This is a genomic window from Methylobacterium sp. Gmos1 (assembly GCF_053764715.1).
Map to the genome: position 1 here is coordinate 1 of NZ_JBSNCC010000042.1, position 15,395 is coordinate 15,395.

Here is a 15,395-nt window from a genome sequence, read left to right on the forward strand (position 1 = left end):
CTGATCGTGTGAGCACCGAAACGTCAGACCAGCATCATCCTACTCACGACCGGTTCCGAAGAACCGACCCGCAGGGACGACGCCGTCCACGCTTCTCTTTCTCGTATGAACTTGTCAAAGAGCCGATCGGGCCGAAGCCTGATCCTACACCCTGGAGAACAGAAAGCAGCGCCGGGTTGCCCTGGCCCTTGCTTCATCGTCTCTGAGGAAGTCCCTGGGGCAGAGCCGTTCGTCTCGGCGCCCCGTCGGTGAGCGGTCGTTTAAGGGTAGCCGGCTCGCCTGTCAACTCGCCGGCCCAGGGGGGCGGTGCGGCGAAGCGCGGGGCGGGGGACGCCGGGCCCGCTGCTACGACGAGGCGTCCGACAGGGGATGCAGGTCCCTGACCATCTTCTGGGCGCGCGAGAGGTTCACCTTGGTGTAGACCTCCGTGGTGCCGAGGTCGGCGTGGCCCAGGAGTTCGCCGATCACCCGCAGGTCGGCGCCGTTCTGCAGGAGGTGCGTCGCGAAGGCGTGGCGCAGCTTGTGCGGCGACCAGCGCGAGGCGTTCGGGATCCCGGCGGCCGCGGCCGTTTCCTTGATCTCCTTCAAGGCCGCATCGATCGTCAGGTGCTGCTCGCCGTTCGAGACCCGGTGGAACAACCAGATATCAGACCGGGAGCCGTACCGGCCCGCCAGCTCGCGCCACCAGCCGATCGCTTCGACCGCCCGGTCGTGGAGCGGCACCAGCCGGTCCTTGCCGCCCTTGCCGCGGACATGGATCATCCGGATGCCCGGCCGGACCGCGTCGGCCGGCCGCGTGACCGCCTCGGAGACTCGCATCCCGCTGGCGTAGAGCGCCTCGAGCAGGGCCGCGCGCCGGGCATAGCCCGCCTGCCGGTAGAGTCCGACCGATGCGTCCCGCGCCAGGGCATGGGCGGTCTCGATCAAGCGGTCGACGGCCTCGATGCCCGGCGTGAACGGCAGGCGCTCGGGCCGTTTCATCGGCTGGAGCTCGGCGGCCGGATTGCCGCTCCCGAGGCCCTCCGCCACCATGAACCGGTGGATGCCGTTGGCCACCGAGCGGCGTCGGCTGATCGTCGAGTGCGAGAGCGCGCGCTGGTCGAGATGGGCGAGATAGGCGACCATGTCCTGTCGCGTCACGTCGGCAAGGTGGCGCTCGCCGAGCCAGCCGAGGTAGCATGCCACGTCGCGGCGGTAGGTCGTGAGCGACGAAGCGGCGGTGCCGCGCTCGGCGGCCAGGGCGTCGAGCCAGAGCCCGATGATCTCGGCGTTGGTCATGCGCCGAGCATGACGCACACCCCTTAACGCGGAATTCTCTGAGAAAAACTGCTTATGCGAATCGCGCGGGCAGCCGTGGAATCGCGGCCGCCCTTCCCGTCTACCGGGACGAGGCCCATCCCAGGCCCCGCTGGTTCAGAGCGCGGCGATCAGCGCCTTTGCCTTGGCGGCGACCACGTCCGGCGTGTCGCCGGGCTTGTAGAGCGAGGAGCCGCAGCCATAACCGCTGGCGCCGGCCTCGCGCCACGCCGGCAGGCTTCGCGCATCGACGCCCCCGACCGGAAGCAGCGGCGTGCCCTTCGGCAGCACCGCCCGCAGGGCCTTCAGCATCGGCGGACCGCCGGCCTCGGCCGGAAACAGCTTGAGGGCGTCGGCGCCGGCATCGAGCAGGCTGAACGCTTCCGCCGGGGTCAGGAAGCCCGGCATCGCCACCATGCCGCGGGCCTTGGCCGCGCGCACCAGGGCCGGATCGGCGTGCGGCGTCACCAGGAGGCGGCCGCCGGCCTCCGCCACCGCCGCGACCTCGGCCTCGCGGCGGAAGGTGCCGGCCCCGACGAGCGCCCGGTCGCCGAGGCGGGCGGCCAGGCGGCGCACGCTCTCGACCGGCTCGGGCGAGTTCAGCGGCACTTCGAGGATCACCACGCCCGCCGCCACCAGCGCCTCGCCGATGGCCTCGACCTCGTCCGGGCGCACGCCGCGCAGGATCGCCACCAGGGGGCAGCGCGAGAGCCAGTCCGTCACGGCCATTCGGTTCTCTCCCCGATCAGTGCCAGGCCGCGCGCGGCGGCGTCCGGATCGCCCGCGACCGCCTGCCCGCCCTTGAGGGCGATCGCCCGGCCGTAGAGCGCCATCAGCGGGCCGGAACCCACAAGACGCACGATCGCGGCCTCGGTCATCGCGGCCGCGACGTCGTGCCCGATCAACAGGCCCGACAGGTAGCTCGCCGCGTCCTCCGGCGCGAGCCGGCCGAACAGCCCGAGGGCGCGGGTGCCGAACAGGTGATGGAGAAGGCCGCCGCCTTCCGCCGAGCGGGCGACTCCCGCCTCGAAGGCCGGGCCCACCTCCGCCGGCCCGGTCATCATCCGGCCGAGGATCGTGTGGCCGCTGAGCGCCGCGAAGGCCTCGCCGGTCATGCTGGTGGTGAAGCCGGCGACGCGCCCGCCCGCGACCCGCACCCATTTGGCGTGGCTGCCGGGCAGGCAGATCAGCGCGTCCTCGTCCCCGGCGAGCGCGCCGAAGATCTGGACCTCCTCGCCGCGCATCACCTCCGGCGTGCCCGCCGCGTCCTCGGCGCTCAGGCCCGGCACGAGTCGCACCGTGGCGCCTGCGAACGGTACCGGCACGAGGGCGCCCGCCAGATCGTCGAGCCCCGCCGGGCAGGCGAGATACGGCGCCTCCTGCCAGCCCTGGCGGCTGCCGACCATGCCGGAGAGCAGCACCCGGGTCTCGCCGGCCGCCAGCCAGTCGCCGACCATCTCCGTCAGGGCCGCCGGAAAGCCGCCCTCGGGCACCCGCAGGATGCCGCCCGCGCCCTCGCGCCGCGCCAGCACCGCGCCATCCGGCGCGAGCCGGTAGGCCCGGGCGCTGCTCGTTCCCCAATCCACCGCGATCATGTCCGGTGCTGTGCCCCAGGGGCCGCCCGAGCGCAACCGCCCCCGCGCTTGACGCGTCGAGGCGGCCGCTCCTATCCAGGCAAAACGGTTGCGATCGAAACCAATCGACCGGGCCGGGAGGAGACGCCGCCATGATCGTCGAGGCCGTGACCCGCCGGGTGCCGTCCGGGCTTCGGCCCGCGCCGGGCGTTTGCGCCGACCCGACCAGGACGGAGGCGGCGTGATGCCGACGGATCTCGACCACACCCACGATGCCTCCGCCCGCTGCTGCGTGCCGGGGGCCGACGGGCATCCCGATTTCCCGATCCAGAACCTCCCGCTCGGGATCTTCTCGCCCGAGGATCCCGCGGGGGGCAATGGAGCGAAGCGGGCCGGCATCGCGATCGGCGACCACATCCTCGACCTGCCGGCGGCGCAAGCCGCCGGCCTCCTCACCGGCGAGGCGACGCGGGCGGTCGCGGCAGCGGAATCCGGGGAACTCAACGGGCTCCTCGCCCTCGGCGCCGGCCCGCGCCGGGCCCTGCGCGACCAGGTCTTCGCGCTCCTGCGGGCCGGGAGCCCGGATCGCGGCCGGGTGCCGCCGCTCCTGCACCCGGCCGCCTCCTGCACGCTGCACCTGCCGGCGCGGATCGGCGACTACACCGACTTCTTCGCCGGCATCCACCACGCCACCAGCACCGGCCGCCTGCTCCGGCCCGACCAGCCGCTCATGGCGAACTACAAGCACGTGCCGGTCGGCTACCACGGCCGTGCCTCGTCGATCCGGCCCTCCGGCGTGCCGGTGCGCCGGCCGCACGGCCAGACGAAGCCGGCCCATCTCGACGCGCCGGTCTTCGGCCCGTCGCGCCGGCTCGACTACGAGTTGGAGCTCGGGGTGTGGATCGGGCCGGGCAACGACCCCGGCACGCCGGTGCCGGTCGGCGAGGCCGCCGGGCAGGTGGCGGGCTTCTGCCTGCTCAACGACTGGTCGGCCCGGGACATCCAGGGCTGGGAAGCCCAGCCCCTCGGGCCGTTCCTGGCCAAGAGCTTCGCCACCACGGTCTCGCCCTGGATCGTCACGCCGGAGGCGCTGGCGCCGTTCCGCGTCGCGCAAGGGGCGCGGCCGGAGGGCGATCCCGCTCCCCTGCCCTACCTCCTCGACGCCGTCGACCAGGCCGGCGGCGCCCTCGACCTCGAGCTGGAGATCTGGCTCGCGACCCGGGTCTCGCGCGAGGCCGGCTCGGGCCCGCAGCGGATCGCGCGCTCGAACGCCCGGCACATGTACTGGACGGTGGCGCAGATGATTGCCCATCACACCAGCGGCGGCTGCGACCTGCGCCCGGGCGACCTTCTCGGCACCGGCACGCTGTCGGGCCCGGACCCGGATTCCGCCGGCTGCCTGCTCGAGACCACCCGGGCCGGCAAGGCGCCGATCCGCCTCGCGACCGGCGAGGAGCGCCGCTTCCTGGAGGACGGCGACGAGGTGATCCTGACGGCGCATGGCCGGCGCGCGGGCTTCGCCCCGATCGGCTTCGGCGCCTGCCGGGCGGTGGTGCTGCCCGCGTAATCCGGCATTCGGCGGTCGACGCGATCGCGCCTGCCGCTCACGGAATCATGAAGTGCCATTCCCGACAGGAAAACCTAGATCACGCATGCCGCTCCGCAGAAGTCGCGGAGCTTCTGACACCGGAGGCGTCCATGAGGAGATTGTATCTCGCTGGTATCGCGGTGTTTCTTGCGCTCCCAGCTTGCGCGCAGACTGGAGTCAACCCTGCCGAGATCAGGGAGCCGGGCCCGCCGCGGCTCACGACGCCCGGTCAGGGGCGAGAGGAAGTCTTCGAGGGCAGTCGGACGCAGATCGACAATTCCGGCCCCGGCTCCACCGGCACCCTCGCCCGCAGCGGCCTCGGCGCCGACAACTGGTCCAACGACACCGCCAACACCTCGAACTCGTCCGATCCCGAGCGCGGTCTGCCGAATACCGGCGGCGGGGGCAGCGACGGTGGCGGCTAGCTGGCCGCCATCCGGCTGATGAACTCGGCCGGGTCGTTTGCGCCGCCGGCTTCCTCGGGGAGGTCGGTGGTGCATCGTCCGGGCGTCGTTCATTCGGCCGCGATCTTGACGGTCTCCGCCTGCGTGAATCGCCCGCATGACGCGGGCAGCGTCCGATCGCATTGCAACGGTAATGACAGCGGGCAAAGGTCGAGCCTGCCGGCGAGCGTCGGTCGTGAGGCCCCCTTCCCCGGACGACTGGAGCGTCAGCGCACGGAGATCCGGTTCTGCGACGAACCGGCATCCAGTCTGTCGGAGAAACGACCTACCGCTCCCCCGCCAGCCCCCGCCCGCTCACCGCCCCGGCGAGCGCCAGGATCGCCCGGTTGAGCGGCACGTCGATCCCATGGCGCTCGGCCGCCGCCACGACGGCGCCGGTGAGGTGGGCGTGCTCCAGGGGACGGCCGGCGAGGCGGTCGTAGAGCATCGAGCTGCCGCCGTCGCCGGTCATGCGCAGGTAGCCGTCGAGGATGCGGGTTGCGTCCTCCCCGGTCAGCCGGGCGCCCTCGGCGTTGGCGACGCGGATCACCTCGTCCATCAGCCCGCGGGCGAGGCCCTGGATCGCCGGGTCGTTGAAGATCGCGATGCGCCGCAGGGTCAGCGCGGTGATCGGGTTGACCACGGCGTTGCTGAGGAGCTTGCGCCACGCCACCGTGACGAAATCCGCCTCCTGGGTGATCTCGAACGGCGTGCCGGAAAACAGATCCGCGAAGGCGGCGCCGTCCGGGCCGGCCGGCACGGTCATCTTCGTGCTGCCGTGGTGGGTAATGCGGCCCGGCGCCGTGCGCTCGACCGAGCAGTAGATGATCGCCGGCAGCACCGTCGTGCCCTCGGCGAGGTGCGGGCGCGCGCGCTCGGCCTGGCCGACGCCGTTCTGCACCACCACCACCCGGGTTGCGGGTCCCACGAGGCGGCGGAACCACGGCTCGGCGCTCGCGGTGTCCTGCGCCTTCGTCGTCACCAGCACCCAGTCGGCGGGGCCGGACTCGCGCAGATCGACCTGGTCCGGATCGGCGACGATGCGCACCGGCACCTCGCGCTCGCCGGCCGCGTCGGTGACGACGAGGCGGTCGAAGGGCGTGCGCACGCAGAGCGTGACGGGCCGCCCGGCCCGCTCCAACGCTCCCGCCAGGTAGCCGCCGATCCCGCCGCTCCCGATCACCGCGACGCTGCCCGCCTGCCCCGTGCCGTCCGCCATCGTTCCGCTCGCTCTCGATCGTCGTCCGCCGGACCTTAAGCCGGTGACGGGAGCCCGGGAAGGCCGCGCGGCCGCGCGACGGCCCTGCATCCCCCGCGCGCCGCCGCTCGGCTTCCTCCCTTGTCTGCTGCGCTGCGGGATCTAGCTTCAGCGCCGTCGCCGCTGACGGCCAGGAGATCGCCATGACGTCGCACGTCCCGGTGGAGGGGCACGCCGCCTCCGGCAGCAAGCCCGCTCCTCCCTGCACCATCGTGATCTTCGGCGCCGGCGGCGACCTGACCAAGCGCCTGCTGATGCCGGCGCTCTACAACCTCGCGGGCAGCCGCCTCCTCGACGGCACGACGACGATCTGGGGCGTCGACCACAGCGACGGCTCGGACGAGAGCTGGCGCAAGAACCTCTCCGACACGATGGAGTCCTTCACCAAGGACGAGACGGCGGAGTTCCACGCCAAGCACATCGACCCGACCGCCTGGGGCTTCGTGCGCGACCGGCTGCACTACCTCACGGGCGACTTCCTGGCGCCCGAGACCTACCGGCAGATCGCCGAGAAGATCCCCGGCAACGCGGTGTTCTATCTCGCGGTGGCGGCGCGCTTCTTCGCGCCGATCGTCGAGCATCTGGGCGAGGCCGGGCTCCTGAAGCAGTCGGACGACGCGTTCCGCCGGGTCGTGATCGAGAAGCCGTTCGGCAGCGACCTCGCCTCGGCGCAGGAGCTCAACAAGCGGATCCTCGCGGTCGCCGACGAGTCGCAGTTCTACCGGATCGACCACTTCCTCGGAAAGGAGACGGTGCAGAGCATCATGGCGATCCGCTTCGCCAACGGGATGTTCGAGCCGATCTGGCGCCGCGACTTCGTCGACCACGTCCAGATCACCGCCGCCGAGACCATCGGCGTCGAGGAGCGCGGCGCCTTCTACGAGCCGACAGGGGCGCTGCGCGACATGGTGCCCAACCACCTGTTCCAGCTCCTGTGCATGACCGCGATGGAGCCGCCGGTCTCCTTCGATGCGGAAGTCGTGCGCACCGAGAAGGCGAAGCTCGTCCAGGCCGTGCGCCCGGTCCAGCCGGAGGACGCGGTGCGCGGCCAGTACCGCGCCGGCACCGTCCAGGGCCGCGCCGTCCCGTCCTACCGCGACGAGCCGCACGTCGCGGGCGACAGCCGCACCGAGACCTACGCGGCCTTGAAGCTCACCATCGACAACTGGCGCTGGGGCGGGGTGCCGTTCTACCTGCGCACCGGCAAGCGGATGACCGGGCGGCGCACCGAGATCGCGGTGCATTTCAAGCCGGCGCCCTACCGGCTGTTCCGCGACACCCCGGTCGAGGAGATCGCCCCCAACATCCTGCGGATCATGGTCGATCCGGTCCAGGGCATGAGCACCGAGTTCAACGCCAAGGTGCCGGGACCGTCGATGCGGCTCGGCGCCGTGCGCTCGACCTTCCGCGAGGGCGACTTCTTCGCCCAGGAGCCGAATGTCGGCTACGAGACCCTGCTCTACGACTGCCTGTGCGGCGACGCGACCCTGTTCCAGCGAGCCGACAACATCGAGGCGTCCTGGGCCGTGGTCGACCCGCTGGTGAAGGCCTGGGGCGCCGGCGGCGAGCCGGAGCCCTACGAATCGGGCAGTGCCGGGCCGAAGGCGGCCGACGACCTGCTCGCCCGCGACGGCCGGCACTGGCTGCCGCTCGACGGCGAGTGAGGTGGACGACGCGCGCGAGTGGCTGGAGGCGGACGGGCTCGGGGGCTTCGCGTCCGGCCCGGTCGCCGGCCCGCGCACTCGGCGCTACCACGCCCTCCTTCTCACCGCGACGACCCCGCCGACCGGGCGGGTGGTGCTGGTCAACGGGGTCGAGGCCGCGGTGACGACCGGGGGCGGGACCGTGCCGCTCTCGACGCAGAGATACGCGCCGGACGTGATCCATCCGGACGGCTGGCGCCACCTCGCGGATTTTGCCCTCGGCCCCTGGCCCAGCTGGACCTATCGCCTGCCGGACGGCACCACGATCCTGCACGAGGTGCTGCTCGAGCCGGATTCCTGCGAGACGCTGCTGCGCTGGCAGCGCGTCTCCGGCGACGGCCCCTGCACGCTCGCCGTGCGCCCGCTCCTCTCGGGGCGCGACTACCACGCCCTCCACCACGAGAACCCGGCCTTCGCCTTCGCGGCGACCGTCCAGGGCGGCAACGTTGCCTGGCGGCCCTACCCCGACCTGCCGGCGGTGGCAGTGCTCACCAACGGCGCCTACGCGCACGCGCCCGAGTGGTACCGCAACTTCCTCTACGCGGCCGAGGCCGAGCGCGGGCTCGACGCCAGCGAGGATCTGGCGAGCCCGGGCTCCTTCGCCTTCGACCTCACGGCGGGCCCGGCGGTGATGATCCTGCGCGCGGGCGACGGGCTCGGGATCCGCGCCGCGGCCCATGCCGAGCGGCTGATCGCGTCCGAGCGGATGCGCCGCGAGGCCCTGTCGCCCTTGGCGCTGGCGGCCGGCGCCTACCTCGTCGACCGGCCGGGCGGACGCACCCTGGTGGCGGGCTTTCCGTGGTTCACCGATTGGGGTCGCGACACCTTCATCGCGCTGCGCGGCCTCCTCGTCGCCACCGGCGCGCTGGTCCAGGCCCGCGCGATCCTGCTCGCCTGGGCCGGCGCGGTAAGCGAGGGCATGATGCCGAACCGCTTCCCCGACCGCGGCGAGGCGCCCGAGTACAACGCGGTCGACGCCTCGCTCTGGTACGTGGTGGCGGTCGACGACGTGCTCGCGGCTCACGGAGCCGCGGGGCGTCCGGTGCCGGAGGAGGAAGGCGCGCGCCTCGCCGCGGCCTGCGCGGCGATCCTCGACGGATACGCCGCCGGCACGCGCTTCGGGATCGAGGCCGATGCCGACGGGCTCCTGCGCGCCGGCGTGCCGGGTGTGCAGCTGACCTGGATGGACGCCAAGGTCGGCGACCGGGTGGTCACGCCGCGCATCGGCAAGCCGGTCGAGATCCAGGCCCTGTGGATCAACGCGCTGCGCATCGGCATCGCGCGCTGGCCGGAGCGGGCGACGGGCTGGCGCGACCTGGAGCGGCGCGCCTCCGCCAGCGTCGAGCGCTTCGTCTCGCCCGGCGGCGCCCTCTACGACGTGATCGACGCCGACCACGTCGCGGGCGCGGTCGATGCACGGATGCGGCCGAATCAGATTCTCGCCATCGGCGGCCTGCCCCATCCGCTGCTGACCGGCGATGCCGCCCGGGCGGTGGTGGATGCCGTCGAAGCGCGCCTCCTCACGCCTTTGGGCCTGCGCTCCCTCGATCCCGCCGACCCGGACTACCGCGGCACCTATGCCGGCGGTCCGGCGGAGCGCGACGGTGCCTACCACCAGGGTACGGTCTGGCCCTGGCTGATCGGCCCCTTCGTCGATGCCTGGCTCTCCGTGCGCGGCCGCTCGGCCGAGGACAAGGCCGAGGCGCGGACGCGCTTCCTGCCGCCGCTCCAGGCCCACCTGGACGAGGCCGGCCTCGGCCACGTCTCGGAGGTGGTCGACGGCGACCCGCCGCATCGCCCCGGCGGCTGCCCGTTCCAGGCCTGGTCCCTCGGCGAGCTGATCCGCGTGCGGCGGATGCTCGACCTCGATCCGGTGTGACTCCCGTGGAGGACCTTGCGATGCCCGATCCCGCCCCCTGCCTCGCTGATACCGAGGAGGGCCGCCGCCTCGCCGCCGTCGCCACCGAGGGCTGGCACCGCTGGGGCCCGTATCTCAGCGAGCGGCAATGGGGGACGGTACGGGAGGATTACAGCGCGGGCGGCACCGCCTGGGACTACCTGCCCCACGACCACGCCCGCTCCCGCGCCTATCGCTGGGGCGAGGACGGCATCGCGGGCTTCAGCGACGACCGCCAGATCTGGTGCCTGGCGCTGGCGCTGTGGAACGGCCGCGACCCGATCCTGAAGGAGCGGATGTTCGGCCTCACCAACGACGAGGGCAACCACGGCGAGGACGTCAAGGAGCTGTGGTGGTACCTCGACGCCACCCCGACGCATTCGTACATGCGGATGCTCTACAAGTACCCGCACGGCCCCTATCCCTACGCCGACCTCGTCGCCGAGAACGGACGGCGCAAGGGCCGAAACATGCCCGAATACGAGATCGCCGATACCGGCGCGTTCGCGGACGGGCGCTACCACGACGTGACGGTGGAATACGCCAAGGCCGCGCCGGACGACGTCCTGATGCGGATCACGATCGTCAACCGCGGCCCGGACGCCGCGGAGCTGCACGTCCTGCCCCACCTCTGGGCGCGCAACACCTGGTCGTGGGGGCGGGAATCGTGGGAGCCCGACTCACCGCGCCCGCTCCTGCGCCTGACCGAGGCGGGCGCCGTCGAGGCGACGCGCGGGCGCGCCGCCCCCTTGCGGTTCGCGGCCCTCCAGCCGGCCGAGTTCCTGTTCTGCGAGAACGAGACCAACACGACGCGCCTGTTCGGTACGCCCGGGCCCGCCCACCCGAAGGACGCGATCCACGACCGCGTCGTCGCGGGCCGGCGCGAGGCGGTGGACCCGCTGGCCGAGGGCACCAAATGCGCCGCCTGGACGACGCTCACCGTGCCGGCGGGCGGCGTCGCGATTTTGCGCTTCCGCCTGAGCCCCGCCTCCAACCCGGACGAGCGCGACGCCGCGGGTTTCGACGCCGTGATGGCCCGCCGCCTCGCCGAGGCCGATGCCTTCTACGCCGCGCTCCAGCGCGACATCGCCGATCCGGACGCCCGGCTGGTGCAGCGCCAGGCGCTCGCCGGCATGCTGTGGTCGAAGCAGTTCTACCATTTCGACGTCCGGCGCTGGCTCGCCGGCGATCCGGCCCAGCCGGCCCCTCCCGAGAGCCGCCGCCACGGCCGCGACAGCGACTGGACGCATCTCAACAACGCCGACATCGTCTCGATGCCGGACAAGTGGGAATATCCCTGGTACGCGGCCTGGGACCTCGCCTTCCACTGCGTGACCTTCGCGCTGATCGACCCGGCCTTCGCCAAGGGCCAGCTGATCCTGCTCACCCGCGAATGGTACATGCACCCGAACGGGCAGCTGCCGGCCTACGAATGGGCCTTCGGCGACGTGAACCCGCCGGTCCATGCCTGGGCGGCGCTCCGCGTCTACCGCATGGACCAGGCGATGACGGGCCGGGCCGACCGCGCCTTCCTGGAGCGCGTCTTTCACAAGCTGATGCTGAACTTCACCTGGTGGGTGAACCGCAAGGATGCCGGCGACCGTAACGTCTTCCAGGGCGGCTTCCTCGGCCTCGACAACATCGGCATCTTCGACCGCTCGGCCAAGCTTCCCACCGGCGGCACCCTCGACCAGGCCGACGGCACCGCCTGGATGGCGATGTACAGCCTCAACCTGATGCGGATCGCGCTCGAACTCGCGGTCGAGGATCCGGTCTACGAGGACATCGCCACCAAGTTCTTCGAGCACTTCCTCACCATCGCCGAGGCGATGACCCATGTCGGCGGCAACGGCACCGGCCTGTGGGACGAGGCGGACGAGTTCTACTACGACGTCTTGAGCCTCCCCGACGGCCGCCAGGTGCCGCTCCGGGTGCGCTCCCTCGTCGGGCTGATCCCGCTCTGCGCCGTCGAGGTGCTGGACGACGATATGGCAAAGCGTTTCCCCGCCTTCGCCAAGCGGGCCCGCTGGCTCCTCACCCACCGCCCCGACCTCGCCGCCCAGGTCTCCCGCTGGGAGGAGCCGGGCCGCGGCAACCGGGTGCTGCTCTCGCTGCTGCGCCGCCACCGCATGAAGGCGCTGCTACGCCGGATGCTCGACGAGACCGAGTTCCTGTCGCCCCACGGCGTTCGCTCGGTCTCGAAGGCGCACGAGGCCGAGCCGTTCCGCTTCCCCTGGGACGGCCAGACCTTCGCGGTCGATTACGAACCGGCGGAATCGACCACCGCGGTGTTCGGCGGCAACTCGAACTGGCGCGGCCCGATCTGGCTGCCGATCAACTTTTTGCTGGTCGAGGCGCTGACCGAGTTCGGGCGGTTCTACGGGCCCGAGTTCAAGATCGAGTGCCCGTCGGGCTCGAAGACCTACCTCACCCTGCCGGAGATCGCCGACGAACTCTCCGCCCGCCTCACTCGCCTGGTGCTGCGCGGCCCCGACGGCCGCCGCCCGGTGCTGGGGGACAACCCGCTGTTCCAGGACGACCCGCACTTTCGCGACCACGTCCCGTTCCACGAGTATTTCCACGGAGATACCGGGGCGGGACTGGGTGCGGCACACCAGACCGGGTGGACCGGGTTGCTGGCACTGCTGCTCCAGCCGCGGCGGGACGTGGCGGGCGGGGAGGTGCCGGCGGCGCCGGAGGGGTAGGCCGAATTGCGATACGCGTGTCCACTATCGCCAACTATTGAAAGTAAAGCGCGGTTCCCCTCTCCCGTGTGGGAGAGGGGTCAGGGGTGAGGGTGGCTCGGTTTCCGCAATGATCCTGAACCGTTGAGCTGCCCAGCTCGACGCTTCAAGACTTATTCGGGCACCAAGCCACCCTGCGCGATCTTCGATCGCCCCTACCTCTCTCCCACACAGGAGAGGGGATCCCGCGCTTTGCTGAATAAGACTTACCGCTTCTTCCCCGGCCGCCGAAACACCCCGACGATCTCGACATGCGGCGAGTGCCGGAACTGGTCGACGGGGGTCACCGCCTCGAGATGGTAGCCCCCGCGCACCAGCAACGCCGCGTCGCGCGCGAAGCTGCCGGCGTCGCAAGACACGCCGACCACCACCGGCACCTTCGATTCGGCGATCCGCGCGCTCTGCGCCTCGGCGCCGGCTCGCGGCGGGTCGAACACCACGGCGTCGTAGCGGTCGAGCTCGGGGGCGAGCAGCGGACGGCGGAAGAGGTCGCGGCGCTCGGTCGTGATGGTGCGCAGGCCGCCCGTGTCGCGAAAGGCGCGGTCGAGGGCCTTGAGCGCCCCTTCCTCGCCTTCGACGGCGTGGACGGTGTGGCCTTCCGCCAGCGCCAGCGAGAAGGCACCGGCGCCGGAGAAGAGGTCGACGACGCGTTTCGCCTTCCCCACCCCCTCGACGACGAGGCGGGCGAGCGTCGCCTCGCCCTCGGCGGTCGCCTGGAGGAAGCCGCCGGCCGGCGGCACCAGCCGGGAGCGGCCGGCCGGGATCTCGGGCGGGCGGCGCACGATCAGCACGTCGCCGTGGAGCGAGAGACGCGCGAGGTCGAGCTCGCCGGCGAGCAGCACCAGGGCCTGGCGCACCCGGTCGGAGGCCGGCCCGTGGCCGCGGATGTCGACGTCGAGGCCGCCGGCGGTCGCGGTCACCTGCACGTCGAGGGGTTTGCCGCCTCCGCCGCCGAGCGGCCGGCTGACCCGGCGAGCGATCTCGGGCGCCCGGTGCAGGGCGGGTTCGGTGATCGGGCAATGGTCGATCGCCACCAGCGCGTGGCTGCGCGCAGCCATGAAACCCGCCTGTGGCCCGCCCTCGCCGGCCCGCACGTGCAGGGTGATGCGGCGGCGCCCCGATCCGTGCGCGTCGAGGAGCGGCCCCACCGGCGCATCGATTCCGGCCCGCGCGAGCGCCCCGACGACGAGGTCGCGCTTCCACTCACCGTAAGGCGCGGGCGCGAGGTGCTGGATCGCGCAGCCGCCACAGGTGCCGAAATACGGGCAGAACGGGTCGATCCGGTCGGCCGACGGGCTCAGCACCGTGTCGAGCCGGGCGCGGGGCGGCCGGGTCCCCTCCTCCGGCTCCGCCCGCACCGTCTCGCCCGGGAGCGCGCCCGGCACGACGATGCCGTCCGCCGTGACCCCGTCGCCGCGCAGGCCCAGGCGGGCGATCTCCAGAACCTCGCTCATCGCGCAGCCTCCCGCACGGCGCCGATCAGGAATTCGCGGTTGCCGTCGCCGCCCTCGACCGGCGACGGGATCAGGCCGCGCACCGCAAAGCCCAGGGACTCGACCAGCGCCCGGATGCGCGCGCAGACCGCGTCCTGCACCGCCTCGTCGCGCACCAGCCCGCCGCGGCCGACATGCTCGCGCCCGGCCTCGAATTGCGGCTTGACCAGGACTGCCAGCGCGGCGTCGGGGGCCAGGAGCGGGATCACGGCCGGCAGGACCAGCCGCAGGGAGATGAAGCTCACGTCGATCACCAGGAGGGAGGGCGGCACCGGGAGCGGGCCGAGGGAGCGGGCATCGGTCGCCTCGAGGGCGCAGACGCGGGGATCGCCGGCGAGGCTCGGATGGAGCTGGCCCCGGCCGACATCGACGGCGTGGACGTGGGCCGCGCCGCGGCGCAGGAGCACGTCGGTGAAGCCGCCGGTCGAGGCGCCGATATCGAGGCAGGTCCGGCCGGCCGGGTCGATCCCGAACGCGTCGAGGGCGGCGGCGAGCTTCAGCCCGCCGCGGGAGACGTAGGGGTGCGGGGCTTCCGCCACGATCGCGGCGCCCCTCGCGACCAAGTCGGACGCCCGGCGCACGACGACGCCGTCCGCCCGCACCAGCCCGGCCTCGATCGCGGCCTGGGCTCGCGCCCGGCTCTCGAAATGGCCCGCCTCCACCAGGAGGCGGTCGGCCCGCAGGCGCTCGCCCGTCGTCATCACCTGTTGCCCTTGGTCGAATATCTACCGCTGCGTCGTGGGTTCGCTCGTGCCCGACCGTCCCCGATGGCGCCGCGCGCCCTAGCTACACCGCGACACAGGAGGAGAGTGTTCTCATGAGACTCGTCACGCTCGCGAGCGTCCTGGCCCTGGGCCTTGCGGCCCCGGCCTTCGCGCAGGACAAGCCTGCTGATCAGGCCGCACCGACGACCTACGATGCGCCGATCGTCAACAACAAGGGCGAGACGATCGGCAAGATCGCGCTGCGCGACGGCGCCAACACCCTGGTGATGCGGGTGGCGATCCAGGCCGGCGGCCTGCCGCCCGGCTGGCACGGCATCCACTTCCACGCGGTCGGCAGCTGCGCCGACACCGACAAGTTCCAGGAGTCGAAGGCGCACGTCAATCACGACAACGCCAAGCACGGCCTGCTCAACGCCGAAGGGCCCGACGAGGGCGACCTGCCGAACGTCTACGCCAATGCCGACGGCTCGGTGAATGCCGAGGTGTCGAGCGACACGCCGCTCACCGGCGAGGGCGGGCTGAAGGACAATGACGGCTCGGCCTTGATCATCCACGCCAACGAGGACGACCATTCCACCCAGCCGATCGGCAATGCGGGTGCCCGCATCGCCTGCGCGGTGATCAAGTAGGCCCGGGACCGTGTCAGCGCTGACGCCGGGCGACACTGACGACGT

Annotated in this window: 12 protein-coding genes; 6 read left to right on the plus strand and 6 right to left on the minus strand. The window is 72.3% G+C overall.

What is annotated here, in order from left to right:
• Nucleotides 1–345: 345 nt before the first annotated feature.
• From ACS5PV_RS32230 to ACS5PV_RS32240, 3 genes are all read right to left on the minus strand, one after another.
• Entirely contained in the window at nucleotides 346–1,278 is a 933-nt protein-coding gene (locus ACS5PV_RS32230; RefSeq protein ID WP_455399392.1) for a tyrosine-type recombinase/integrase, read from the minus strand.
• Between the two features lie 135 nt (nucleotides 1,279–1,413).
• A complete protein-coding gene (locus ACS5PV_RS32235; protein WP_455399393.1) occupies nucleotides 1,414–2,025 on the minus strand; it encodes a 2-dehydro-3-deoxy-6-phosphogalactonate aldolase in 612 nt (203 codons plus the stop codon).
• Nucleotides 2,016–2,891 carry a 2-dehydro-3-deoxygalactonokinase gene (locus ACS5PV_RS32240; RefSeq protein ID WP_455399394.1) on the minus strand — a complete coding sequence of 292 codons (876 nt, stop codon included), beginning with the start codon at nucleotides 2,889–2,891 and terminating at the stop codon, nucleotides 2,016–2,018. The genes ACS5PV_RS32235 and ACS5PV_RS32240 overlap by 10 nt, the downstream gene beginning before the upstream one ends.
• A 223-nt stretch (nucleotides 2,892–3,114) precedes the next feature.
• On the opposite strand from ACS5PV_RS32240, the gene fahA reads away from it, so the two are divergent.
• Both fahA and ACS5PV_RS32250 read left to right on the plus strand, forming a co-directional pair.
• Complete coding sequence (fahA, locus tag ACS5PV_RS32245; protein WP_455399395.1) at nucleotides 3,115–4,437, plus strand: fumarylacetoacetase; 1,323 nt, start codon at nucleotides 3,115–3,117, stop codon at nucleotides 4,435–4,437.
• Between the two features lie 131 nt (nucleotides 4,438–4,568).
• Nucleotides 4,569–4,883 carry a hypothetical protein gene (locus ACS5PV_RS32250; RefSeq protein ID WP_455399396.1) on the plus strand — a complete coding sequence of 105 codons (315 nt, stop codon included), beginning with the start codon at nucleotides 4,569–4,571 and terminating at the stop codon, nucleotides 4,881–4,883.
• Nucleotides 4,884–5,187: 304 nt separating this feature from the next.
• On the opposite strand, the gene ACS5PV_RS32255 is transcribed toward ACS5PV_RS32250, so the two are convergent.
• A complete protein-coding gene (locus ACS5PV_RS32255; protein WP_455399397.1) occupies nucleotides 5,188–6,120 on the minus strand; it encodes a 2-dehydropantoate 2-reductase in 933 nt (310 codons plus the stop codon).
• A 182-nt stretch (nucleotides 6,121–6,302) separates the two neighbouring features.
• Here ACS5PV_RS32255 and zwf point away from each other — a divergent pair, with 182 nt between their 5' ends.
• From zwf to ACS5PV_RS32270, 3 genes are read left to right on the plus strand one after another with little or no spacing between them, the layout of a single operon-like run.
• Nucleotides 6,303–7,823, plus strand: coding sequence for a glucose-6-phosphate dehydrogenase (gene zwf, locus ACS5PV_RS32260; protein WP_455399398.1), 1,521 nt, complete (start codon nucleotides 6,303–6,305; stop codon nucleotides 7,821–7,823).
• 1 nt (nucleotide 7,824) lies between these two features.
• A complete protein-coding gene (locus tag ACS5PV_RS32265) occupies nucleotides 7,825–9,741 on the plus strand; it encodes an amylo-alpha-1,6-glucosidase (protein ID WP_455399399.1) in 1,917 nt (638 codons plus the stop codon).
• Nucleotides 9,742–9,761: 20 nt separating this feature from the next.
• Complete coding sequence (locus tag ACS5PV_RS32270; protein WP_455399400.1) at nucleotides 9,762–12,464, plus strand: MGH1-like glycoside hydrolase domain-containing protein; 2,703 nt, start codon at nucleotides 9,762–9,764, stop codon at nucleotides 12,462–12,464.
• 245 nt (nucleotides 12,465–12,709) lie between these two features.
• On the opposite strand, the gene ACS5PV_RS32275 is transcribed toward ACS5PV_RS32270, so the two are convergent.
• Both ACS5PV_RS32275 and ACS5PV_RS32280 read right to left on the minus strand, forming a co-directional pair.
• The gene (locus tag ACS5PV_RS32275) at nucleotides 12,710–13,957 is read right to left on the minus strand and encodes a class I SAM-dependent RNA methyltransferase (protein ID WP_455399401.1); all 1,248 of its coding nucleotides are present in this window, start codon (nucleotides 13,955–13,957) and stop codon (nucleotides 12,710–12,712) included.
• Complete coding sequence (locus ACS5PV_RS32280; RefSeq protein ID WP_455399402.1) at nucleotides 13,954–14,697, minus strand: TlyA family RNA methyltransferase; 744 nt, start codon at nucleotides 14,695–14,697, stop codon at nucleotides 13,954–13,956. Before ACS5PV_RS32280 ends, ACS5PV_RS32275 begins: the two co-directional genes overlap by 4 nt.
• 116 nt (nucleotides 14,698–14,813) lie before the next feature.
• Here ACS5PV_RS32280 and ACS5PV_RS32285 point away from each other — a divergent pair, with 116 nt between their 5' ends.
• Complete coding sequence (locus tag ACS5PV_RS32285) at nucleotides 14,814–15,350, plus strand: superoxide dismutase family protein (protein ID WP_455399403.1); 537 nt, start codon at nucleotides 14,814–14,816, stop codon at nucleotides 15,348–15,350.
• The last annotated feature ends 45 nt before the right edge of the window (nucleotides 15,351–15,395 follow it).

Excerpts from the sequence above, each read along its gene's own strand:
- ACS5PV_RS32250 (WP_455399396.1), top strand. The coding sequence starts at position 4,569 with ATGAGGAGATTGTATCTCGCTGGTATCGCGGTGTTTCTTGCGCTCCCA.
- ACS5PV_RS32240 (WP_455399394.1), bottom strand. The coding sequence starts at position 2,891 with ATGATCGCGGTGGATTGGGGAACGAGCAGCGCCCGGGCCTACCGGCTC.
- ACS5PV_RS32255 (WP_455399397.1), bottom strand. The coding sequence starts at position 6,120 with ATGGCGGACGGCACGGGGCAGGCGGGCAGCGTCGCGGTGATCGGGAGC.
- fahA (WP_455399395.1), top strand. The coding sequence starts at position 3,115 with ATGCCGACGGATCTCGACCACACCCACGATGCCTCCGCCCGCTGCTGC.
- ACS5PV_RS32270 (WP_455399400.1), top strand. The coding sequence starts at position 9,762 with ATGCCCGATCCCGCCCCCTGCCTCGCTGATACCGAGGAGGGCCGCCGC.
- ACS5PV_RS32280 (WP_455399402.1), bottom strand. The coding sequence starts at position 14,697 with ATGACGACGGGCGAGCGCCTGCGGGCCGACCGCCTCCTGGTGGAGGCG.
- ACS5PV_RS32235 (WP_455399393.1), bottom strand. The coding sequence starts at position 2,025 with ATGGCCGTGACGGACTGGCTCTCGCGCTGCCCCCTGGTGGCGATCCTG.
- zwf (WP_455399398.1), top strand. The coding sequence starts at position 6,303 with ATGACGTCGCACGTCCCGGTGGAGGGGCACGCCGCCTCCGGCAGCAAG.
- ACS5PV_RS32285 (WP_455399403.1), top strand. The coding sequence starts at position 14,814 with ATGAGACTCGTCACGCTCGCGAGCGTCCTGGCCCTGGGCCTTGCGGCC.
- ACS5PV_RS32230 (WP_455399392.1), bottom strand. The coding sequence starts at position 1,278 with ATGACCAACGCCGAGATCATCGGGCTCTGGCTCGACGCCCTGGCCGCC.
- ACS5PV_RS32275 (WP_455399401.1), bottom strand. The coding sequence starts at position 13,957 with ATGAGCGAGGTTCTGGAGATCGCCCGCCTGGGCCTGCGCGGCGACGGG.